The organism is Streptosporangium nondiastaticum, assembly GCF_003011965.1.
GTDB lineage: Bacteria > Actinomycetota > Actinomycetes > Streptomycetales > Streptomycetaceae > Streptomyces > Streptomyces nondiastaticus.
Genome location: NZ_PXWG01000030.1, coordinates 1 through 21,428, shown reverse-complemented (window position 1 = coordinate 21,428; position 21,428 = coordinate 1). Strand labels below are relative to the sequence as shown.

At 71.9% G+C, this 21,428-nt stretch carries 18 protein-coding genes, 2 rRNA genes, 1 pseudogene and 1 riboswitch; of the genes and pseudogenes, 4 read left to right on the top strand and 17 right to left on the bottom strand.

The window, feature by feature from the left end:
- Nucleotides 1-52 precede the first annotated feature (52 nt).
- Nucleotides 53-580 carry a Clp protease N-terminal domain-containing protein gene (locus B7P34_RS36750; protein ID WP_146166816.1) on the bottom strand — a complete coding sequence of 176 codons (528 nt, stop codon included), beginning with the start codon at nucleotides 578-580 and terminating at the stop codon, nucleotides 53-55.
- A gap of 180 nt (nucleotides 581-760) precedes the next feature.
- The gene (locus B7P34_RS14290) at nucleotides 761-1,183 is read right to left on the bottom strand and encodes a PadR family transcriptional regulator (RefSeq protein ID WP_223267845.1); all 423 of its coding nucleotides are present in this window, start codon (nucleotides 1,181-1,183) and stop codon (nucleotides 761-763) included.
- 388 nt (nucleotides 1,184-1,571) lie between these two features.
- On the opposite strand from B7P34_RS14290, the gene B7P34_RS14285 reads away from it, so the two are divergent.
- Nucleotides 1,572-2,387, top strand: coding sequence for a PhzF family phenazine biosynthesis protein (locus B7P34_RS14285; protein WP_106676483.1), 816 nt, complete (start codon nucleotides 1,572-1,574; stop codon nucleotides 2,385-2,387).
- 19 nt (nucleotides 2,388-2,406) lie between these two features.
- On the opposite strand, the gene B7P34_RS14280 is transcribed toward B7P34_RS14285, so the two are convergent.
- Nucleotides 2,407-3,234, bottom strand: coding sequence for a CPBP family intramembrane glutamic endopeptidase (locus tag B7P34_RS14280; protein WP_223267844.1), 828 nt, complete (start codon nucleotides 3,232-3,234; stop codon nucleotides 2,407-2,409).
- Between the two features lie 163 nt (nucleotides 3,235-3,397).
- Nucleotides 3,398-4,903, bottom strand: a complete 1,506-nt coding sequence (locus B7P34_RS14275) for a glutamate-cysteine ligase family protein (protein WP_106676481.1) — start codon at nucleotides 4,901-4,903, stop codon at nucleotides 3,398-3,400.
- A gap of 504 nt (nucleotides 4,904-5,407) precedes the next feature.
- Between B7P34_RS14275 and B7P34_RS14270 the strand changes: the two genes are divergently transcribed.
- Entirely contained in the window at nucleotides 5,408-5,995 is a 588-nt protein-coding gene (locus B7P34_RS14270) for a hypothetical protein (RefSeq protein ID WP_106676479.1), read from the top strand.
- 311 nt (nucleotides 5,996-6,306) lie between these two features.
- Nucleotides 6,307-6,513 (top strand): DUF5999 family protein, encoded by a 207-nt coding sequence (locus B7P34_RS14265; protein WP_189382777.1) that lies wholly within the window; start codon nucleotides 6,307-6,309, stop codon nucleotides 6,511-6,513.
- A gap of 123 nt (nucleotides 6,514-6,636) precedes the next feature.
- Here B7P34_RS14265 and gcvP read toward each other — a convergent pair whose 3' ends face one another.
- On the bottom strand, nucleotides 6,637-9,519 hold the full coding sequence (gene gcvP, locus B7P34_RS14260; RefSeq protein WP_106676475.1) for an aminomethyl-transferring glycine dehydrogenase: 2,883 nt from the start codon (nucleotides 9,517-9,519) through the stop codon (nucleotides 6,637-6,639).
- A gap of 190 nt (nucleotides 9,520-9,709) precedes the next feature.
- A riboswitch (glycine riboswitch) is annotated at nucleotides 9,710-9,820 on the bottom strand.
- 49 nt (nucleotides 9,821-9,869) lie between these two features.
- Here gcvP and B7P34_RS39710 point away from each other — a divergent pair.
- Nucleotides 9,870-10,088, top strand: a pseudogene (locus B7P34_RS39710) (PRC-barrel domain-containing protein); the annotation flags it as partial.
- A gap of 134 nt (nucleotides 10,089-10,222) precedes the next feature.
- Here B7P34_RS39710 and B7P34_RS14250 read toward each other — a convergent pair.
- The 12 genes from B7P34_RS14250 to B7P34_RS14195 form a co-directional block, all read right to left on the bottom strand.
- Nucleotides 10,223-12,058: a DNA polymerase IV gene (locus B7P34_RS14250; RefSeq protein WP_189382775.1), complete on the bottom strand. Its 1,836-nt coding sequence runs from the start codon at nucleotides 12,056-12,058 to the stop codon at nucleotides 10,223-10,225.
- A 67-nt stretch (nucleotides 12,059-12,125) separates the two neighbouring features.
- Complete coding sequence (locus B7P34_RS14245) at nucleotides 12,126-12,734, bottom strand: MerR family transcriptional regulator (protein WP_435693961.1); 609 nt, start codon at nucleotides 12,732-12,734, stop codon at nucleotides 12,126-12,128.
- A gap of 188 nt (nucleotides 12,735-12,922) precedes the next feature.
- The gene (locus B7P34_RS14240) at nucleotides 12,923-13,360 is read right to left on the bottom strand and encodes a bifunctional nuclease family protein (protein ID WP_228775491.1); all 438 of its coding nucleotides are present in this window, start codon (nucleotides 13,358-13,360) and stop codon (nucleotides 12,923-12,925) included.
- An 88-nt stretch (nucleotides 13,361-13,448) separates the two neighbouring features.
- Complete coding sequence (ftsR, locus tag B7P34_RS14235) at nucleotides 13,449-14,195, bottom strand: transcriptional regulator FtsR (protein ID WP_223267843.1); 747 nt, start codon at nucleotides 14,193-14,195, stop codon at nucleotides 13,449-13,451.
- 104 nt (nucleotides 14,196-14,299) lie between these two features.
- Nucleotides 14,300-14,830 (bottom strand): FHA domain-containing protein, encoded by a 531-nt coding sequence (locus tag B7P34_RS38560; RefSeq protein WP_223267842.1) that lies wholly within the window; start codon nucleotides 14,828-14,830, stop codon nucleotides 14,300-14,302.
- A 433-nt stretch (nucleotides 14,831-15,263) separates the two neighbouring features.
- Entirely contained in the window at nucleotides 15,264-16,025 is a 762-nt protein-coding gene (locus B7P34_RS14225; protein WP_106676467.1) for a DUF881 domain-containing protein, read from the bottom strand.
- A 386-nt stretch (nucleotides 16,026-16,411) separates the two neighbouring features.
- Nucleotides 16,412-16,744, bottom strand: coding sequence for a small basic family protein (locus B7P34_RS14220; RefSeq protein WP_030364457.1), 333 nt, complete (start codon nucleotides 16,742-16,744; stop codon nucleotides 16,412-16,414).
- Nucleotides 16,741-17,664, bottom strand: coding sequence for a DUF881 domain-containing protein (locus tag B7P34_RS14215; protein ID WP_106676465.1), 924 nt, complete (start codon nucleotides 17,662-17,664; stop codon nucleotides 16,741-16,743). The genes B7P34_RS14220 and B7P34_RS14215 overlap by 4 nt, the downstream gene beginning before the upstream one ends.
- A gap of 131 nt (nucleotides 17,665-17,795) precedes the next feature.
- Entirely contained in the window at nucleotides 17,796-20,291 is a 2,496-nt protein-coding gene (locus B7P34_RS14210) for a mannose-1-phosphate guanyltransferase (RefSeq protein WP_106676463.1), read from the bottom strand.
- Nucleotides 20,292-20,392: 101 nt separating this feature from the next.
- Nucleotides 20,393-20,983, bottom strand: a complete 591-nt coding sequence (locus B7P34_RS14205; RefSeq protein WP_189382772.1) for a CDP-alcohol phosphatidyltransferase family protein — start codon at nucleotides 20,981-20,983, stop codon at nucleotides 20,393-20,395.
- Nucleotides 20,984-21,140: 157 nt separating this feature from the next.
- Nucleotides 21,141-21,257: ribosomal RNA gene (rrf, locus tag B7P34_RS14200) — 5S ribosomal RNA — on the bottom strand.
- 76 nt (nucleotides 21,258-21,333) lie between these two features.
- Nucleotides 21,334-21,428 (bottom strand): 23S ribosomal RNA (locus B7P34_RS14195); the annotation flags it as partial.

Below are 21,428 nucleotides of genomic sequence, written 5' to 3'. Positions count from 1 at the left end.
ATGTCATACGGATCGCCGGGCGTTGCGGAGCCTGACGTCGCGGCGCCTGACATCACGACATCTCATGGCCCGTCAGGTCGAGACCGGCCGCAAGCGCCGCCGTGTCCACGCCCGCCCGGCGCATCACCTCGGCCGCGCGGCACCGGTGATCCAGGGCGAGCGCCGCCAGGAGGTCCACCCCTTCCGCGCGCTCGCCGCCCCGCGCACGGGCCCGGGCGCACGCGCCCTCCATGGCGGCGGCCGCCGCGGGCGACCAGCGGGGTGCCCGGCAGTCGAGGAGGACGGGCAGCGAGCCGGAGTCCTCGACGGTGCCGCGCCAGCGCAGCCCGTAACCGATGGTGCGCTGGACGAGATAGCCGAGCAGCCGTACGGACCGGCCCTCGCTCGGGCCGTCCACGGCGCGGCACACCGCGGGGTCCGCCTCCATCAGGGTGTGGAGCAGGTGGGCGGTGTCGACCTGCCGGTCACCGTCCCGCACGGCACGCCTGCGGGCGCCCGCGACCGCGGCCGCCAGCTCGGGGCTGAACAGGCCTTCCCGGACGACGCCCGTCGCCCCCTCGTCTCCTACGCGGCTTTGCACCCTCCCACCCCATCAGTCACGAACCGCCGGGTCATCCCCGCAGGGAAGCATTCGCGCATCCCACGGCGGTTGGGTGCGCACCGCGGATCCCTCCTCCTTGAGGAGGACAGGCGCGCCGTCGTTCTCAGGGGTGTTCCCGGACGGGGCCCGGGAACACCCCTTCTCCGCGGCGCAATCGGCTCAGCCCTCGTCAGCGAGGATGAGGTAGAGCTTCCTGCGGGATTCGTTGATGACGTCGAGGGCCTTCTGCCGCTGTTCGGGGGTGCCGGACTTCCACACCTGCCCGAAGGCCTCCATCAGCCCGAACCCGGCCTGCCGTATCTCCTGCATCGCTTCCCAGTCGACGCCGCGGCCGGCGTCCTCCCAGGGGGCCTCGGGGCCGGCCTCGGCCTCGGAGCGGCCCGCCCCGGTGAGGCTGAACAGCTTCTTGCCGCCCTCGCTCGCGCTCTCGATCAGGCCCTCGTCCTCCAGCATCTGCAGGGTCGGGTAGACCGATCCCGGGCTGGGCTTCCAGGCGCCCCCGCTGCGCTCGGCGATCTCCTGGATCATCTCGTAGCCGTGCATGGGGCGGTCCTTCAGCAGGGTCAGGATCGAGGCGCGCACGTCGCCCCGCCTGGCCCGGCCGCCCCCGTGGCCGCGGCCGCGTCCCCGCGGCCCGCCGAACGGGGGGCCGCCGAAGGGCGGGCCTCCGAAGCCGGGGCCGAAGGGGCCGAAGGCTGCCCGGCGGCCGTCGTAGTCGCCCCGACCGCGGGGGCCGGGTCCATGGTGCTCATGTCCGTGTGAACGTCGCATGACGTCCCTCCCATCGTCGATCACTGTCGTCGATCAACACTGTCGTTGATCGGTCGCGACACTTCAACGATATATCGGAACCGATCGCATGACAATGCCCCGTCCGCAACCGGCACCGGCGGGCCCGGCCCGCCCGCCCGGTCCACATTTCGCGAATTGGCCCTGGCCTGCGGGTTCTTCGGGCCCGTAGCGTCCGGTCATGCGCATTCGAATCGTCGACGCCTTCACCGACCGCCCCTTCGCCGGCAACCCGGCCGGGGTCGTCCTCTTCGACGGAGCCTTCCCCGAGGACGACCGGCTCCAGAAGATCGCCGCCGAGGTGAACCTCTCCGAGACGGCCTTCGCCCGCCCCCTCACCGGCGCCTCCCAGGACGCCGACTGGGCGCTGCGCTGGTTCACGCCCCTGACCGAGGTCGACATGTGCGGCCACGCCACCCTCGCCACGGCGCACGTCCTGCACACCACGGGCGCGGCCACCGGCACGGTCCGCTTCGCCGCCCGCTGCGGCGTCCTCACCGCGACGGCGCACGAGGACGGGTCGATCACCCTGGACTTCCCGACCGCGCCGCTCACGCCGGCCGCCCTCCCCGAGGGCGTGGCCGGCATGCTGGGCGCCGAGGTGCGCGGCGCCCACGACACCGGCCCGCACATCGGCGACCTGCTGGTCGAGCTGGCCGACGAGAAGGCCGTACGGGCCCTGGCGCCCGACGTCCGGGCCCTGGGCCGGCTCTCCCGCCGCGGCGTCATCGCCACCGCCCCGGCCGAGGACCCCTCCCGCGGCTACGACTACGTCTCGCGGTGCTTCTTCCCGAACGTCGGCATCGACGAGGACCCCGTGACGGGCAGCGCGCACACCGCGCTCGCCCCGTTCTGGTCCGCGCGGTTCGGCCGCGACGACCTCACCGGGCTGCAGGCGTCCGCCCGTACGGGCCTGGTGCGCACCGGGCTGCGCGGCGACCGCACGCTGCTGACCGGCTCGGCCGTCACCGTCATCGAGGGCGACCTGCTCGCCTGAGCCGGGCCCGGAGGACGGGTCAGGCGGTCGGCAGCCAGCCCACCTCGCCGGCGAGCAGCGCGTACCCGACGAACGCCACGACGTCGATCAGCGCGTGCGCGGCCACCAGCGGCCCGACCCGTCCCCAGCGCCGGTAGAGCAGGACGAAGACCACGCCCATCGCCATGTTCCCGAGGAACCCGCCCACGCCCTGGTACAGGTGGTACGAGCCGCGCAGGACCGCGCTCGCCACGAGGGCCGCCGCCGGGGTCCACCCCAGCTGTCCCAGCCGGCGCAGCAGGTACCCGACGACCACGACCTCCTCCAGCACCGCGTTCTGCACCGCGGACGCCACCAGGACGGGGATCTTCCACCACACCTCGGGCAGCGACTCCGGCACCACGGTCAGGTTGAAGCCGGCGGCCCGGACGCCGAGGTAGAACAGCAGGCCGGTGCCGCCGACGGCCGCCGCCAGGCCCGTGCCGCGCGTGAGGTCGAAGCCCGGGCGGTCCCGGTCGAGCCCGATCGCGCGCAGGCCCGGCACCCCCTCGCGCAGCAGCAGGTGCGCCACCAGGAACACGGGCACGAGCGCGGTCGCGATGCCGAAGACCTGCCAGGACAGGTCGAGCCAGGGGCGGCCGGGGGCGTGCGAGGCGTTGAGGTGGGCGGCCTGGTCCTTGAGCCCGCCCGGCCTGGTGAGCGCGCCGGTGAAGCTGATCAGCGACGAGACCGCGCTGGCCCCCAGGGACAGCGCCAGGACGAGCAGCGTCTCGCTGCGCAGCGTGCGCCGCCCGACGGCCGCGCCGGGCGGCGGTCCGGGCCGGGTGCCCGGCGCGATGCCGTCCTCGCCCTGTGCGTTCTGCCGCACCTGTGCCTCCCCTTCCTCCCGCCCCACCAGCGGAGAGGCGCCGTACCGGGCCGCCCGAGGCGGCGGCCGCCGTCACAGCTTGCCCGACGTGCCGGTGCCCGTGGGGCAGGGGGTACGGGTGAGGGGGACGTGTCCGGCGGCGCGCGCGTCGCCGGCGCTGCGCTCAGTCCCCGGGGCCGGCGGGCCAGGTGTGCACCGGCTCCCCGGTGCGCATCAGCTCGCAGTAGCGCCGAGTGGTGACGGCCAGCGCCTTGTGCCGGTCCAGGCCGCGCTCCAGGGCCCGGTGGTAGGCGGCGGCCTGCCAGGTGGCGCCGTTGGTGCGACGGCGGCAGCGGCCCTCGACGACGCCGAGGTAGCGGTCGCGGTCGGAGGGCTCCACGCCCCAGGCGTCGAGTCCGGCCGCGGCGAGCGGCAGCAGCTCCTCCAGCACGAGCCGGACGGCGGGCACCCGCTCCAGGGTCCCGGCGCGGCCGCCCGCCTTGGGCCAGCGCAGCAGTGCGTCGATGCCGTGCCGGCAGGCCGCGTCGAAGTTGTCCGCGGCGACGGCGAACGGCAGCCGGCTCCACACCGGCCGCGGCTCCTCGGCGAGCGCCCTGACCAGCCCGTAGTAGAAGGCGGTGTTGGCCATGACGTCGGTGACGGTGGGGCCCGCGGGCAGCACCCGGTTCTCCACCCGTAAGTGGGGCACGCCGTCGGCGACTCCGTAGACGGGCCGGTTCCAGCGGTAGACCGTCCCGTTGTGCAGGGTCAGCTCGTGCAGCATGGGCACGCCGCCCTCGTCGAGCACGCGCAGCGGGTCCTCGTCCGCCGAGATGGGCAGCACCGGCGGGAAGAAGCGCAGGTTCTCCTCGAACAGCTCGTACGCGGAATCGATCCAGCGCTCGCCGAACCAGGTGCGCGGCCGCACCCCCTGGGCCGTGAGCTCGGGCGGGCGCGTGTCGGTGGACTGCACGAACAGCGGCGGGCGGGACTCGCGCCACACCTCCCGGCCGAAGAGGAAGGGCGAGTTGGCGCCCACGGCGATCTGGGCGGCCGCGACGGCCTGCGCGGAGTTCCACACGGCGGCGAACCGCCCCGGCGTCACCTGCAGATGCAACTGCACCGACGTGCAGGCGGCTTCGGGGGCGATCGACTCGGCGGTGCAGGTGAGCCGCTCGACGCCCTCGATGTCGATCGTGAAGTGCTCGCCCCGGGCGGCCACGACCTGCGCGTTCAGCATCGCGTAGCGCTCGTCGGCGGAGAGGTTCGCCGAGACCAGGTGATGGTCCTCCAGGGTCGGCAGAATACCGATCATCACGACCCCGGAATCGACTTCCATCGCTTTGCGGTCGGCATAGTGAAGGGTGGTTCGCAACTCCTCGGCAAGCTGGTCGAGGACGCTCCCGGAGAGCCGGTGCGGAACAATGTTCACTTCCAGGTTGAATCGGCCGAGTTCGGTCTGGAAATCACCGCTGGCGATACGCTCCAGCACTTCGGCGTTCACCATGCTCGGCATCCCGTCGGCCCCCGCGAGATTCAGCTCGATCTCCAGGCCCATGAGATTCCTGGGACGGTCGAAACGCTTCTCTTCCAGCAGTCTCGCCAGTGCTTCCAGGCACTGCCGGAGCTTTGCCCGGTGGCGCTGCCGGTCGGCGAGGCCGATGCCCCCGGCCACGACCTTGTCCCCCATTGCAGGGTCCCTCCTCACATGGGTCGCCGCGGCGCCGGCGGCTCGCGTCACGGTCGATGATGCCCAGCCAATGTGATCGATAACGCCCCGCCGGCACCACATACCCGCTACGCTCTCGGCAACGCATCCGGTGGCACATTCCGTGGGCATGACGGGCCGTCGGACATTGCCTATAGCACCCGCGGCAGCGCTGGTGATAAACACCGACGAGATTCGGCCTACCCTGCCCGGGGAAGAATACGAGGTGGCGTGCCCGGCCATGGCACAGAATCACCGAAATCACCCCCTGACGGGGCCCTGATATCCCCTTGCCGGAAATACCGGCGACAGCTAGCCGAAACACCATGTGAACACGTGTCGTATAAACTTCGGGGACGAGGCGGAGAGTAGGCGCCCGGCCCCGGCAGCCGGTAAGGTCCCGGCCCCCCTCTGACCCCGCACGCCGACAGCGTCGTCCGCACCCTGCCCAGCACCACGTGTCTCCGAAGTGAGAGGCGACCCACCATGCCGCTGCATGTCCCCCCTGCCCCTGCGCCCGCCCTGCGCAGTGTTCTGAGCGCCCTCGGTTCCCCCTCGGCCGTGCGCGAGGCCCGCACCCCGTCGCTGAAGGCCGCGCAAGGGCCGCTCACCCCCGAACTCCCGCTGCCCGTCCACGTGCTGGAGCAGGTGACGGGCCGCGGGGGCGCGCCACGCAGCCGGCTCACCGGCTGGCGGTTCCTGATCCGCGGCGCCGAGCGGGTGGTGGCCGCGGGCGAGACGGTGCGGACCGCGGACGGCTGGGCGTTCGCGCACTTCTGCGAGGGCCCCTACCTCGCCTCCACGGAACGCGCCCTGCGGCAGGCGGAGGCGCTGGCGACCCCGTACCAGCCCCGGCTGCTGTCCGTGCCCGAGCTGTACATGCTCACCCTCTGGCTGCACGGGGACGTCACCGCCGACGCCTCCTCCGGGCTGCCCGGCCCCGGCGACCTCCTGGTGCCGCTCGCCCCCGCGCCACCGGGCATCGCCGCGCACCGCCCCCACCGGTTCGCCGAGCTCCTGCCGGTCCTGACGCTCCGCCTGACGCCCGCCCCGCTGCTGAAGACCCCCGCTTGACCCGGCTCCCGCAGCCCTTCTCCCGCCCGTGCGCCCCGTGGCCCCCTCCACGGGGCGCACACGTGTGCTCATCCTCCCGGGCTAGCCCGTACCGGCCACCTACAACCATCCGTCCGGGCCGTCCTGTTGGGAGCAACCGCCCGCACGGGTGACGCGTCTCCAACGAGTGAGGAGCGCTGCCGGGAAATCCCTGCGGAATCACGCCCGTGGGGCAACACTGGTATCGACCAACCGATTCGCCAACGGGGGGCGGCATGAACACCGAATCGAGCCGCACGACAGCCATCACATCGCAGCGAAAGAACCCTCCCATGTGCCAGCACCAGCCCACGTGCCCCTCAGCCGACTCCGCCGACCGGGAAGCCGCGCACCTCGTGGCGCACCACCCGGAGCAGGGCTGGAGCCTGCTGTGCAACGGCGTCCTGCACTTCGAGGACACCGGTGAGCTGCTGCCGGACGGCCGCGTCATCGCGCCGCACCGGCCGCTGGACTCCGGGAGCGTGGTGACGGCCGCCTGAGCTCGCACCACCGCACCAGCACCGCACGCAAGGCACCGCAATCGCGCGAAGGGGCCGGCCCGGCGAGATCGCCGGACCGGCCCCCATCAGGTTCGGGCCCCGAGAAGGGGCCCGTCGTCCCGGTCAGCCGTCGTAGTCCTCCAGCGGCGGGCAGGAGCAGACGAGGTTGCGGTCGCCGTACGCACCGTCGACGCGCCGCACCGGCGGCCAGTACTTGTCGGCGGAGACGCCGGCGGGGAAGACGGCCTCCTCACGGCTGTACGCGTGCTCCCACGCGCCCGTCACGGACGCGGCGGTGTGCGGGGCGTTCCGCAGCGGGTTGTCGTCCTTGCTCCACTCCCCCGAGCCGACCTTCTCGATCTCGGCGCGGATCGCGATCATCGCCTCGCAGAAACGGTCCAGCTCGGCGATGTCCTCGCTCTCCGTGGGCTCGATCATCAGCGTGCCGGCCACCGGGAAGGACATGGTCGGCGCGTGGAAGCCGTAGTCGATCAGACGCTTGGCGACGTCGTCGACGCTCACGCCGGTGGCCTTGGTCAGCGGCCGCAGGTCCACGATGCACTCGTGCGCCACCAGGCCGTTCGGGCCGGTGTAGAGCACGGGGTAGTGCGGCTCCAGGCGCTTGGCGATGTAGTTGGCGCCGAGGACGGCCACCTGCGTGGCGCGCTTGAGGCCCTCGCCGCCCATCAGCCGGACGTACGCCCAGGAGATCGGCAGGATGCCGGCCGAGCCCCACGGGGCCGCCGAGATCGGGCCGACGCCCGTCTCCGGGCCGGCGGTGGGCTGCAGCGGGTGGTTGGGCAGGTACGGGGCGAGGTGCGCGCGGACGGCGACCGGCCCGACGCCGGGACCGCCGCCGCCGTGCGGGATGCAGAAGGTCTTGTGCAGGTTCAGGTGCGAGACGTCGCCGCCGAACTTGCCCGGCTTCGCCAGGCCCACCAGGGCGTTGAGGTTGGCACCGTCCACGTAGACCTGGCCGCCCGCCTCGTGCACCTCGGCGCAGATGTCGGCGACGTGCTCCTCGAAGACGCCGTGCGTCGACGGGTACGTGATCATCAGGACGGACAGCTCGTCGCGGTGCTGCTCGATCTTGGCGCGCAGGTCCTGGACGTCGATCTCGCCGTCGTCGGCGGTCTTGACGACGACGACCTTCATGCCGGCCATCACGGCGCTCGCGGCGTTGGTGCCGTGTGCCGAGGACGGGATCAGGCAGACGGTGCGCTGCTCGTCGCCGTTGGCGCGGTGGTAGGCGCGCACGGCCAGCAGGCCGGCGAGCTCGCCCTGGGAGCCGGCGTTCGGCTGGATGGAGACCTTGTCGTAGCCGGTGACCTCGGCGAGCCGCTCCTCCAGCTCGGTGATCAGCGTGACGTAGCCCCCGGCCTGCCCGATCGGCGCGAAGGGGTGGAGCGCACCGAACTCGGGCCAGGTGACCGGCTCCATCTCGGTCGTGGCGTTGAGCTTCATCGTGCAGGAGCCGAGCGGGATCATGCCGCGGTCCAGGGCGTAGTCCCGGTCGGCGAGGCGGCGCAGGTAGCGCAGCATGGCCGTCTCGGAGCGGTGCTCGTGGAAGACCGGGTGCGTGAGGTACTCACCGGTGCGCAGGAGGGACTCGGGGAGCGCCTCGGCGGCCACCGCGTCGAGCGCCTCGACGTCGCCCGCGACGCCGAACGCGGCCCAGACCGAGTCCAGGTGGGCGCGGGTGGTCGTCTCGTCGCAGGCGATGCCCACGTGGTCGGCGTCGGTCAGGCGCAGGTTCACGCCGCGCTCGCGGGCGGCCTCGACGACCTCCGCGGCCCGGCCGGGGACGCGCGCGGTCAGGGTGTCGAAGTACGCGCCCTGGACGAGCTCGACGCCGCCGGCGCGCAGGCCCTCGGCGAGGATCGCGGCGTAGCGGTGGGTGCGGCGGGCGATCGCGGCCAGGCCCTCGGGGCCGTGGTAGACCGCGTACATGCCGGCCATGACGGCGAGGAGCACCTGCGCGGTGCAGATGTTGCTGGTGGCCTTCTCACGGCGGATGTGCTGCTCGCGGGTCTGCAGGGCCAGACGGTAGGCCTTGTTGCCGTCGGCGTCGACGGAGACGCCGACGAGGCGGCCGGGGAGGCTGCGGGCGAACTGCTCGCGCACGGCCATGAAGCCGGCGTGCGGGCCGCCGAAGCCCATGGGCACGCCGAAGCGCTGGGTGGTGCCGACCGCGATGTCCGCGCCGAGCTCGCCGGGCGGGGTCAGCAGCGTCAGGGCCAGCAGGTCGGCGGCGACGGTGACGACCGCCCCGAGCTCGTGGGCGCGCTCGATGACCGGGCGCAGGTCCCGCACGGCGCCCGAGGCGCCGGGGTACTGCAGGAGGACGCCGAAGACGCCGCGCTCGGCGATCTCGTCGGGGATGCCCGCGGCGAGGTCGGCGACGACGACCTCGACGCCCGTCGGCTCGGCGCGGGTCTCGATCACGGCGACGGTCTGCGGCAGGGTGTCCGCGTCGACCAGGAAGACGCCCTTCTTGACCTTGCCGACGCGGCGGGACAGCGCCATGGCCTCGGCGGCGGCGGTGCCCTCGTCGAGGAGGGAGGCGCCGGAGGTGGGCAGCCCGGTCAGGTCCGCGACGACGGTCTGGAAGTTGAGCAGGGCCTCCAGGCGGCCCTGGGAGATCTCCGGCTGGTACGGCGTGTAGGCCGTGTACCAGGCGGGGTTCTCCATGACGTTGCGCAGGATCACCGGCGGGGTGAACGTGCCGTGGTAGCCCAGGCCGATCATCGGGGCGAGGACCTCGTTGCGGCCGGCCAGCGCGCGCAGCTCGGCGAGGACCTCGGCCTCACTGCGGGCCTCGGGCAGGGCCAGGGCCCCCACGCTCTTGATCACTTCCGGCACTGCGGCGGCGGTGAGCTCGTCCAGCGAGCCGAAGCCGACCTGAGCGAGCATCTTCGCCTGGGCCTCGCCGTCGGGGCCTATGTGGCGGCGCTCGAACGGGGTGTCCCGCTCCAGGTCGGAAAGGGCGATGCGGTGGGCAGTCATCTGCGGAGGCCTCCTGGTCGTTGCGACCTGCGAGGGGTACCACGGCGCGGGTACCCGGACGGCCTCCCCCTCTGTCATCTCAACCTGAGAGCTTCACCGGCCCGCGACGCGCGCGGCCCGGCTTTCACCGTCGGTGAGGAGGGGCTTCGGCGCTGTGGCTGACCGGGCCCGCCCTGCTTTCCAGAGTGACCTCGTCCATGCGGTACCGGGTGCCTGAGAGATTCCGGGGAGGATTTGCTCCTTCGGCGCCTCCGTGGACCCCGCTGAGCGGGCTTCCGGAGGACTCTCCCGCACGGATTCTGCGGCCACTCGCCAGACTACCAGCGCATGTTTCCCGCCGGATCTCCCGAGTGGCCGCTTCCCGCTTTGTGTTTTTGGGTGGGAGGAGGCGCCGATCCTGGGAGGAAACCGTGCAGAGCGACATCGATCCCCGGAGCCTGATCGGCTGGAAGGTCTTCGACCGGGACGGGACGAAGGTCGGCACGGTGGACGAGGTCTATCTCGACGACGCGACCGGCGAACCGCTGTGGGCGGCGGTACGGACCGGCTTCTTCCGGCGGGACACGTTCATTCCCCTGGCGACCGGCGAGGTCACCGGGGAGGGCCTGCGCACCCCGTACGACCGGGCGCTGATCAAGGAAGCCCCGGACTTCGGCGTCGGCCGCCATCTCTCCCCGGAGCAAGAGCTGCAGCTCTACCACCACTACCGCCTGGAAATCCCGGGCACGGGGAGGGAAACGGCGGGGCCGGGTACGGGGCCGGGCCCCGGGGCGCTTCCTGAAGCGCCGGGTACGGGCCCGGGACCGGCTCCGAGGCCGACGGCGGGCCCGGGGGCGGGCTCACTCCCGGGTCCGGGCCCGAAGCCAGGCCCGGATTCGGGGCCGGGCACGGACCCGAATACGGACCCCAGGGCGGCTACGGACCCGGGAGCTTCTCCCCGCACCGGGCCCGCTACGGGACCCAAGACCGCTCCGGAGTCGAGCGCGGGCCAGGGACCGGGCTCGGCCCCGGGGCCGGCCGCGGCGGCGTTCGTCGCCGGGCCGGGCTTCGGGGAGGCCGGGCCGGGCGGCTCCGGCACGTCTTCCGGTACGGCGGATGGTGCGGCGGATTCCGAAGGCCCCGGCCCCGGGCCGGGCGCCATCACCTGAGCCGCGGGCGGGACCGGACACGCCGCATCCCCGCCCGGCAGGGCCCCCCGCACGAGCGGGAGCGGCTCGCCCGGCTCAAGCTCCGGGTCGTCGACGGCGAACGTCCGTACCCGGCCCGGCTCCGACCAGGGCGTCTCGAAGCGCACCGTGACCCGGCCGACCCCGCTGCCCTGCACCCACCCCGCCCCGTACTCGGCGTGGTGCACGTCCAGGCCCGGCAGCCACCGCCGCGGCCGCTCCGCCGCGCCCGCGGACTCCCCCGGCTCCTCAGCGGAGCCCCGCACCGGCTCCGCCGCTTCGGCCGCGGCGGAAGCGGCGCTCGCGGCCTGCGCGAACAGATCCTCCTGGGTGTAGTCGGCGAGGCCGCTGACGCCGACGCCGAGCAGCCGGACGCCCGTCGTGGTGTCGACGCCGTCGATCAGCCGGGCCGCCGCCTCCCGGACCACCCCGGGGTCGTCCGTCGGGCCGCGCAGGGTCTCGGAGCGGGTCAGCGTGGAGAAGTCGTAGCTGCGGACCTTGATGACGACGGTGCGCCCGGACCGGCCGGCCGCGCGCAGCCGCTGGACGCAGCGGTCGGCGAGCCGGGCGATCTCCAGCTGCACCCGGGTGCGGTCGGTCAGGTCCTCCTCGAAGGTGTCCTCCACGGAGACGGACTTGGCGTCCCGCTCGGCGACGACGGGGCGGTCGTCATGGCCGGTGGCCAGGGCGTACAGCCCCGAGCCGTGGGCCTTGCCCAGGAGCCGCACCAGCTCCGCCTCGCCCGCCTCCGCGGTCTCGGCGACGGTGGTGATGCCCGCCCGGCGGAGCGTCTCGGCGGTGGCGGGGCCGACGCCCGGGATGACGCGCACGGACATGGGCCACAGCAGCTCCAGCTCGGTGCCCGGCCGGATGAGCAGCAGGCCGTCGGGCTTGGCCTCCTCGGAGGCGATCTTCGCGAGCATCTTGGAGGCGGCGAGCCCCACCGACCCGCTGAGGCCCGTCGCCGCGCGGATGTCCCGGCGCAGGCGCTCGCCGACGGCCCGCACGGCCTCCGGGGTGGCCTCGACGCCGCCCGCCTCCAGGTCCACGAACGCCTCGTCGAGGCTCAGCGGCTCCACCAGCGGCGAGAGGGCGCGGAGCAGGCCCATGACCACCTCGCTGATGTCGCGGTAGAGCGAGAACCGCGGGGTGAGGTAGGCGGCGTTGGGGCACAGCCTGCGGGCCTGTGCCGTGGCCATCGCGGAGCGGACGCCGAAGACCCGCGCCTCGTACGACGCGGTGGCCACGACGCCGCGCGGCCCGATGCCGCCCACGACCACGGGTTTCCCGCGCAGGCTGGGCTTGGCCGCCTGCTCGGCCGAAGCGTAGAAGGCATCCATGTCGAGATGCAGGATGGTCGGCGCGCTTCTCACGACACCGATGCTGCCGCATGCCACTGACAATCGCACTCACGTGCGACGCGGGCCGCGGGCGCGCGGGTCAGCCGACGCGGTTGCGGCGGCGCGCCAGCTCGTCCGCGGGGTTGGGGCGCACGAGCGTCTCGCCGGTGTCCACGCGCTCGCCGTGCAGCTGGGACAGCGCGCTCTCGACGTCGCGCCAGACGACGCCCACGGCGATCCCGAAGACGCCCTGCCCGCCCTGGAGGAGGTCGACGACCTCGTCGGGCGAGGTGCACTCGTAGACCGTCGCGCCGTCGCTCATGAGCGTCATCCGCGGCAGGTCGGCCATGCCGCGCGAGCGCAGGTGCTGGACCGCCGTGCGGATGTTCTGCAGGGAGACCCCCGTGTCCAGCAGCCGCTTCACGATCTTCAGGACGACGACGTCCCGGAAGCTGTAGAGCCGCTGGGTGCCCGAGCCGTGGGTGGGCCGCACGCTCGGCTCGACCAGGCCCGTACGCGCCCAGTAGTCGAGCTGGCGGTAGGTGATGCCGGCCGCGGCGCACGCCGTCGGCCCTCGGTAGCCGATGAGATCGGCCTCCGGCCCGCGCGGGGCGGTGACCGCCGCTGCCGGGCCCGCATGACGGGGTGCCTGTTCGACCGCTCCCCCGAACAGCGGATACGGACTGCCGACCGCCGTCCCGTCGCCCATGCTTCTCACGCCGACCTCCGTCCTTGACCTGCCCTCTCGACGGTAGGCAGTCACCAGGGGTGCGTCAACGATCGCCACACTCGGCACGCCGAGTGATAATCACCCAGAGAGTGGTTTTGCGTGCCCCTGCGCCGGGAAAGGCTAGTCGAATGCGCCGCGGCGGGCCGTTGCGAGCCGCTCCGGCCGGGTCACTGGCTGCTGCTGCCGAAGTCCTCCGGCGAGATCTGGTCGAGGAACTCGCGGAACTTCTCGACCTCGTCCTCCTGCTCGTCCGGGATGGCGATCCCGGCGTCGTCCAGCACACCGTCGCTGCCGTAGATCGGCGTGCCGGTGCGCAGGGCCAGCGCTATGGCGTCGGACGGCCGGGCGCTGACCTCCACGCCGCTGGCGAAGACGAGCTCCGCGTAGAACACACCCTCGCGCAGGTCCGTGATGCGGACCTCCGTGAGCTGCTGGCCGACCGCTTCCAGCACGTCCTTGAAAAGGTCGTGGGTCAGCGGGCGGGCCGGGGCCATGCCCTGCTGGGCAAAGGCAATGGCCGTCGCCTCTCCCGGTCCGATCCAGATCGGGAGGTAGCGGTCGCCTCCCACTTCACGCAGGAGCACGATCGGCTGGTTGGAGGGCATTTCCACCCGGACACCCACGACATCGAGCTCGTTCACACAGCAACCCTAGGACGTGCCCGGCAGGTTTGGGTAGTCGGGCACTGGCCGGTCAGTGCGAGCCCGCGTGCAGCGCCGCCTGCACGAGCGCCGCGTGCAGGCGCACGGACAGCGTGGCCAGCTCGCGCGTGGTGGCCTCGGCATGCGCCCTGGTCTGCGGATTGCGGTGCCGCCGCAGCGGTGCGACCACCTGTTCGACCAGGCCGGCCTGGCGGTCGGCGGCGGCCTTCATGGCGCGCAGGTGGCGCGGCTCCAGGCCGAAACGGCCCAGGTCGGCGACGAGGCGCGCGACGGCCACCGCATCGGCGTCGAATCCGCCGTCCGGGTGGGGGGTGACGAGCCCGTACGACTCCCACTCCCCCAGCTCACTCTCCGTGACACCGGTGGCACTCAGGAGCTCTTCCCGGCCGATCCGCACGGGCGGGGCGGGCACGGGGGCGCCCAGCTCCGCGCCGGCGGCGCGGGTGATGTCACCGGCGTCGCCGGGCGGCCCGGCGACGCGGTCGTCGGCGGCCACGAGGGCGGCGTCACGCGGCTTCGCCGGGGCGGGCAGCTGCGGCGTCTCGCCCCGGGCCCGGGCCTCCAGGTGCTCCTTGATGACCCGCAGCGGGAGATAGTGATCGCGCTGCATGCGCAGCACACAACCGAGCCGCTCCACGTCCTCCGTGCTGAACTTGCGGTATCCGGACGGCGTGCGCTGCGGCTCCACCAGACCCTCCGCCTCCAGGAAACGAATCTTGGAGATGGTGACCTCGGGGAACTCCTCGCGGAGCAGGTTGAGCACCGTGCCGATGCTCACCAGCCGTCCTTCCGCGCCGGCGGCACCGGGAGACCCGGCACCGCCCGACGGTGTTCGAAGCATGGCCCTTCCTTGGGGTCCCCCCGGACGGAGTCCGGGGAGGGTCAGATGCCCCGCTGGCTGCCGTAGAAGACCAGCCGGTACTTGCCGATCTGGACCTCGTCGCCACTGTTGAGCGACACCGAGTCGATCCGCTCGCGGTTGACGTACGTGCCGTTGAGGCTGCCGACGTCGGAAACGGTGAAGCCGCCGTCCTGGCCTCTGCGGAACTCCACGTGCCGGCGGGAGACCGTGACGTCGTCCAGGAAGATGTCGCTCTGCGGGTGCCGGCCCGCCGTCGTGATCTCGCCGTCCAGGAGGAACCGGCTGCCGGAGTTCGGCCCGCGCCGGACCACCAGCAGCGCCGAACCCAGCGGCAGCGCGTCGACGGCCGCCTGGGCCTCCGGCGAGAGCGACGGGATCGCCGTCTGGCCGGTGGTCTCGGAGTCGTACGCCTCGAGACCGGAGATGGAGATGGTCGATGTCGTCTCCGAGGCGCGCTCGGCCACGGCACCGGGCCGCAGCGGGGCGCCGCAGTTGGAGCAGAACCGGCTCCCCTCGGCGTTCCGGTGGCCGCACCTCGTACAAACCGGCAAGGCAGACCCTCCGCTCGAGGTCGCTGGTGCCCCGAAACCTATGCGCCCGGTGGCAGCGGGGTCAACAGCCGACCCGCCCGGAATGTCTCCTCCCGGAGCCGCCGTCTCGTCCCGGAACAGCGGACGCCCCTCGTGGGCGGCCTCCTGGCCCTGACCGCCCTCACCATGGCGCGACGCGCGGTGGCGGGCGCTGCCACCGTCCTGGCGTGCGCTCTTGCCGAACAACTTCGCAAACAACTTCACGGGCGATTCCCCTTGACCGAAACAGACCCGCCCGTGGGGCAGGACAAACCCTCGATGCACACACCGTCCGACCCGGACATCCATACAACGTCCGTGGTCAACAGACAGTTTCCACCACGCACCCTCGACTTGGTGCGCCGACCCCCCGCAACCTCGTGGCCTCCCTCCGAAGCCCGCACGCCCGCCCGCCTCACTGCGATGACGACCGAGCGTAGTCAGGCCGCTTCGCCGGGCGCAAGGCGTCCACAATGATCTTCTCAGACCGCTGGACCGAGACGCCCGCCTGCTCCTTCTCCAGCGTCTGCACCACACCGCCGGGGATGTTGAGCGCGGGCTCCAGGTCCTGCGGCTTGCCGATCACCTTGAACCGGTAGGGCTGCGAGACCTTCTTGCCGTCGATCTCCACCCTGCCCGCCGCACCCGAGAAGTACGTGTCGGCGGCCACCCGGACGTCGTTGATCTGGATGGCCTCGGCGCCCGCGGCCCGCAGCTCCTGGATGGCGTCCAGCAGCTTGTCGGCCTCGACCAGGCCCTTGGGGTCGCTCACCGTGAGCTCGATGCCCGGCCCCTGCGCCCCCACCGTGCCCGCGAGGATACCCAGCTGCTGCTCCTTCTGCGCGGTCTGCTTGCGGGCCTCCGCGGCCTGGTTGGAGCTGCTCTCCAGCTCGGTGCGCTGGTTCTCCAGGCGTCGCTTCTCGTCCTCCAGCCGCTTCGTGCGGTTGTCGAGCTCGTCCAGGATCCGTACGAGGTCCTCCTGCCGGGCACCGCGCAGCGCGCTGTTGTCGCTGGTCGACCGGACCTGGATGGCCAGGCCCAGGCCCAGGACGCACAGCAGCACCGCGACGGTGAGCTGGGCCCTCGTCAGCCGCGGCGGCCAGAGGCTGTTCAGCAGGCGCTGACGACCCGTCACGGGCGCGGCGGCCGGCGGCGGCGCGGGAGTGGGCTCGGGCACGGGCCCGGGGGCGGCAGCGGCCCCGGATGCGGAACCGGCGTCAGGACCAGGCTCCGGCCCGGCACCTGCGGATTTCTCCGGCTCACCGCTCTTGCCGACCTCACCGCCCTTGCCGCCCTTATCGCTCCTGCCGGATTCGCCGGCCTCGCCCGGCCCCGCGGGCGCGTCGGCCTTTTCAGACCTTTCGGCTTTATCGCCTTTACCGCCCTCAGGGGCCTCGGCAGGCTCAACGGCCTTCTCCGCAGCCTCAGGGGCCTTCTCGGCTTTCCCGGGCTTACCGGACTTCGCGGCTTTCTTCGGCCCTTCGGCCGACGTCCGCTCCTCCGCGGAAGCCGGCTCACCGGGCGGGTTCTCGTCGGGCGTGTTGCCGTCGGTGCTCATCGGCCTCACGCCCGGAAGACGTGCCGGCGGATCGCGGCCGCGTTGGAGAAGATGCGGATGCCCAGGACGACCACGACACCCGTGGAGAGCTGGGCACCGACCCCGAGCTTGTCGCCCAGGAAGACGATCAGCGCCGCCACGACGACGTTGGACAGGAACGAGACGACGAACACCTTGTCGTCGAAGATTCCGTCCAGCATCGCCCGGAGGCCGCCGAAGACCGCGTCGAGCGCCGCCACGACGGCGATGGGAAGGTAGGGCTCGACCACCGTCGGCACCACGGGACGGACGACAAGTCCGACCACGACTCCCACGACGAGGCCCAGTACGGCGATCACGATGTGCCCTTCCCTGTGTCGGTGGCGCGGCCGGCCGCGCCACCCTCATGCGGCTGTGCGGTACGTACGATCAGGCTCGGCGCGGCGGGCAGCCGGACCTCTCCCTGAGCGGAAATGCTGTAGCGGACCCCGTACTTCTGCTGCAGAGCGCGCAGGTACAGCCCGTCGGCGCTGCGCTGGAAGGCGTTGGCGAACTGCTGTCCGTCACCGATCGCGAGCACCGTGTACGGCGGCACCAGCGGCCTGTTGTCCACCAGTATGGCGTCACCGGCGGCCCTGATCGCCGACAGCGCCGTCAGCCGCTGCCCGTTGACCGAGACGGCCTCCGCCCCCGACTGCCACAGGCCGTTGACGATCCGCTGCATGTCGCGGTCGCGCACCCGGCCCGTGTCGGAGAAGCCGCTGCTCTCGCGCGGCCCGCCGCCACCGCTCTGCTTCGTCTGCTTGGCGTCGTCCACGACCAGCTTGACCCCGGGGCCCTGCACGGCGGTCGCGCCCGCGAGCAGCGCCACCAGGTCGGCCTTGTCCCCGCCGTGCTTCTCCAGGACGTCACGCTGCTTGGTGCCGACGGCGTCCCGCAGGGTGTCGACGTTCTTCTGCAGCGCGTCGGCCGCCGAGGTCTCCCGTTCGATGCGGTCGATGAGCTGCTGGCGCTCCTTGGCCAGCGTCGGTGCCGATATCTGCGCCTGCGCCGCCCCCAGCGTCACCACCACCGCGGCCAGCAGCAGGGCGCCCGCGAGGCCCAGCTTGGCCCGCAGCGGGCTCGGCAGCCCGCTGCGACCCTCCGTCCGCCGCCGGGCCGCCGCCTCGGCGTAGCCGTCGTCGAGGCTGTGGTCCATCACATTGGTCAGCAGCGACATCGAGGCGTCGGGACGCGGAGGCGGCGTGGGCGTGCTCCGATCGGGGGGCTGCTGCGACATGCCGCACATCGTCGCACGTCGGGGGCGTCGTCTCCCAATGGCCCCACCGGCGCGCCGGACGCGGGATCACTCCGCTACCGGTCCGGCCCCAAGGAGACGACGCCCGCCGGGTCCTGACCCGGCGTCCGCGCTCAGCGCCCGGCGCCGTCCACGACCGCCGACCACTCGTCGAGCAGGGCCTGCGCCGAGGCGTCGTCGGGCCCCTCGGCCCACAGGTGCGTCACCGCCTCGGCCGGATCCGGCAGCACCATGACCCAGCGCCCGTCCGCCTCCACGACCCGCACTCCGTCCGTCGTGTCCACGTGCCGGTCCCCGGCCGCCTCGACCACGGACCGCATCACGAGCCCCTTCACGGCCCACGGTGTCGGCAGGTCGCGGCGGAGCACGTGGGCACGGGGGATGCGGGCGTCTATCTGGCTGAGCGTGAGCTGAGTGCGCGCCACCAGACCGATGAGCCGGACGAATGCCGCGGTCCCGTCGAAAACGCTGGTCGATTCGGGGACGATGAAGCCGCCGCGCCCGTCCCCGCCGAAGATCGTGGTGTCCGCACGGCCGACCCTCGTCAGGTCGTCGGGCGAGGTCGTCGTCCACTCGACCTGCGTGCCGTGGTACGCCGCCACCTGCTCGGCGATGCGCGTGGTGGTCACCGGCAGGGCCACCTTGCCGCTGCGCCGCTCGGCGGCGACCAGGTCCAGCAGCACGAGCAGGGCCCGGTCGTCCTCCACGATCCGGCCGCGCTCGTCGACCAGGGAGAGCCGCTCGCCCACCGGGTCGAACCGCACGCCGAACGCGGCCCGGGCCGAGGCCACGATCTCCCCGAGCCGCACCAGGCCGGAGCGGCGGTCGTCCGCGGTCTCCGTGGGCCGGGACTCGTCGAGCCCGGGGTTGATGGTGAACGCCTCCACACCGAGCCGGCCCAGCAGGCTGGGCAGAACGAGGCCGGCGCTGCCGTGCGCCGCGTCCACCACGACCTTGAGCCCGGCCTCGGCCACCCCGCTGGTGTCCACGGACCGCAGCAGCGAACCCGCGTACGAGTCGTAGACGCTGGAGGGGAAGGACAGGTCGCCGATCTCGCCGGGGAAGGCCCGGCGGTACTCCTGGCGGGCGTAGACCCGGTCGAGCTTGCGCTGCCCGGCCTGGGAGAGGTCGGCGCCGCGCTCGTCGAAGAACATGATGTCGACGGAGTCCGGCACGCCCGGCGTCGTACGGATCATGATGCCGCCGGCGCTGCCCCGGGCCGTCTGCTGGCGAGCCACCGGCAGCGGGACGTTCTCCAGGTCCCGTACGTCTATGGCGCTGGCCTGCAGGGCGGAGATCACCGCGCGCTTGAGCGCCCGCGCACCGCGGGAGTGGTCACGCGCCGTGGTGACGGTGGAGCCCTTCTTGAGCGTCGTGGCGTACGCGCCCGCGAGCCGTACCGCCAGCTCGGGCGTGATCTCCACGTTGAGGACTCCGGACACGCCGCGCGCCCCGAAGAGGTGGGCCTGGCCGCGGGACTCCCAGATCACCGAGGTGTTGACGAACGCGCCGGCCTCGATGGTCTTGAACGGATAGACGCGGACGTTGCCCTGAATAATCGATTCCTCACCGACCAGGCACTCGTCGCCGATGACGGCGCCGTCCTCGATCCGCGCGGCGCGCATGATGTCGGTGTTCTTGCCGATGACGCAGCCGCGCAGGTTGCTCTGCTGGCCGATGTAGACGTTGTCGTGGACGACGGCCTTGTGAAGAAAGGCTCCGCTCTTGACGACGACGTTGGACCCGACGACGGTATGTTCGCGGATCTCGGCACCGGCTTCGACCTTGGCGTAGTCGCCGATGTAGAGCGGGCCGCGGAGAGTGGCGTCGGGGTGGACCTCGGCCCCTTCGGCGACCCAGACGCCGGGCGAGATCTCGAAACCGTCTATGTCGACGTCGACTCTGCCTTCGAGCACGTCGGCCTGCGCCTTGACGTAGCTCTCGTGGGTGCCGACGTCCTCCCAGTAGCCCTCGGCGACATAGCCGTAGACCGGCTTGCCCTCCTTCATCAGCTGGGGGAAGACGTCGCCGGACCAGTCGACGGGGACGTCGGCCTCGACGTAGTCGAAGACCTCGGGCTCCATGACGTAGATGCCCGTGTTCACCGTGTCGGAGAAGACCTGTCCCCAGGTGGGCTTTTCCAGGAAGCGGTCGACCTTGCCGTTCTCGTCGACAATGGTGATCCCGAATTCCAGGGGGTTGGGCACACGGGTGAGACAGACCGTGACGAGGGCGCCCTTCTCCTTGTGGAAACGGATCAGGTCGGTCAGGTCGAAATCGGTGAGGGCGTCTCCGGAGATCACCAGGAAGGCGTCGTCCTTGAGCGCCTCCTCGGCGTTCTTGACGCTCCCCGCGGTGCCGAGTGGCTTTTCCTCGTTGGCATAGGTGAGCTCCATGCCGAGTTCCTCGCCGTCCCCGAAGTAGTTCCTGACGAGGGAGGCGAGGAACTGCACCGTCACCACGGTCTCGGTGAGTCCGTGCCGCTTGAGCAGTCGCAGCACGTGCTCCATGATCGGCCGGTTGGCGACCGGCAGGAGCGGCTTGGGCATGCTCGAGGTCATGGGGCGAAGGCGGGTGCCTTCACCACCGGCCATCACGACGGCCTTCATGTCGGAAGCGTCCTCCTTGCGAGACGACGGTCATGACGAACAACGGTCATGCCGACTTCACGCCCGGGACGTCCGCAGTAGGGCCGGGGTCCGCGACGGGCTCAGTCGGCCGTGGCGTCCGCCTTGACCAGGCGGCGGACCTGGACCACATAGAGGATCCCTGCCCACCAATAGAGGGTTGTACCCCATCCGGCGAACGCCCATCCGAAAATCGCGGCGAGTGACGGCAACCAGCCGTGTCCGTCACTGAGAAGCAGCAACGGGAACGCGTACATCAGGTTGAAGGTCGCGGCCTTGCCGAGGAAGTTCACCTGCGGCGGCGGATAGCCGTGGCGCCTCAGGATCCACACCATGACCAGCAGCATCGCCTCTCGGGCGATGAGGGCGGCGGTCAGCCAGAGCGGAAGGATCTCACGCCATGTCAGGCCGAAGAGGGTGGAAAGGATGTAGAGGCGGTCGGCGGCCGGATCGAGCAGCCGGCCGAGGCTGCTGATCTGATTCCAGCGGCGGGCGAGTTTCCCGTCGAGGTAGTCGCTGACGCCGCTGAGCGCCAGGACGAGGAGCGCCCACCCGTCGTGCTTCTGGAGAATCAGCCACAGGAAGAGGGGGACGCCGACGAGGCGCGCCATGCTGAGGATGTTCGGGATGGTGAGGACGCGGTCGGTCTGGACTCGCGTCTCCTGGACCTCCACCCGGGGGCCTCCTGTGGGAAATATGCGAACGATACCCCCTGACCTTACCCTCCGGTGCGGTGCGGGTACCGCGAGGGGCGGAGGGGGAAAGGGGCTGGGAACGCGAAAAAGCCCTGGCAGGAACTCAAGGTTCCCACCAGGGCTTTCTCTAAAAATCGTTCGGCGGCGTCCTACTCTCCCACACGGTCCCCCATGCAGTACCATCGGCGCTGAAAGGCTTAGCTTCCGGGTTCGGAATGTAACCGGGCGTTTCCCTAACGCTATGACCACCGAAACACTATGAAATTTGAACTCCAGCCAGCAAAGGCGAGTTCGTTACTTCAGAACTAACACAGTGGACGCGAGCAACTGAGGACAAGCCCTCGGCCTATTAGTACCAGTCAGCTCCAACCGTTACCGGTCTTCCACACCTGGCCTATCAACCCAGTCGTCTACTGGGAGCCTT

Coding starts and splice junctions, on each gene's coding strand:
- B7P34_RS14285 (WP_106676483.1), top strand. CDS start 1,572: ATGCGCATTCGAATCGTCGACGCCTTCACCGACCGCCCCTTCGCCGGC.
- B7P34_RS14275 (WP_106676481.1), bottom strand. CDS start 4,903: ATGGGGGACAAGGTCGTGGCCGGGGGCATCGGCCTCGCCGACCGGCAG.
- B7P34_RS14270 (WP_106676479.1), top strand. CDS start 5,408: ATGCCGCTGCATGTCCCCCCTGCCCCTGCGCCCGCCCTGCGCAGTGTT.
- B7P34_RS14265 (WP_189382777.1), top strand. CDS start 6,307: ATGTGCCAGCACCAGCCCACGTGCCCCTCAGCCGACTCCGCCGACCGG.
- gcvP (WP_106676475.1), bottom strand. CDS start 9,519: ATGACTGCCCACCGCATCGCCCTTTCCGACCTGGAGCGGGACACCCCG.
- B7P34_RS14245 (WP_435693961.1), bottom strand. CDS start 12,734: ATGGGCGACGGGACGGCGGTCGGCAGTCCGTATCCGCTGTTCGGGGGA.
- B7P34_RS14240 (WP_228775491.1), bottom strand. CDS start 13,360: ATGCCCTCCAACCAGCCGATCGTGCTCCTGCGTGAAGTGGGAGGCGAC.
- B7P34_RS14215 (WP_106676465.1), bottom strand. CDS start 17,664: ATGTCGCAGCAGCCCCCCGATCGGAGCACGCCCACGCCGCCTCCGCGT.
- B7P34_RS14210 (WP_106676463.1), bottom strand. CDS start 20,291: ATGAAGGCCGTCGTGATGGCCGGTGGTGAAGGCACCCGCCTTCGCCCC.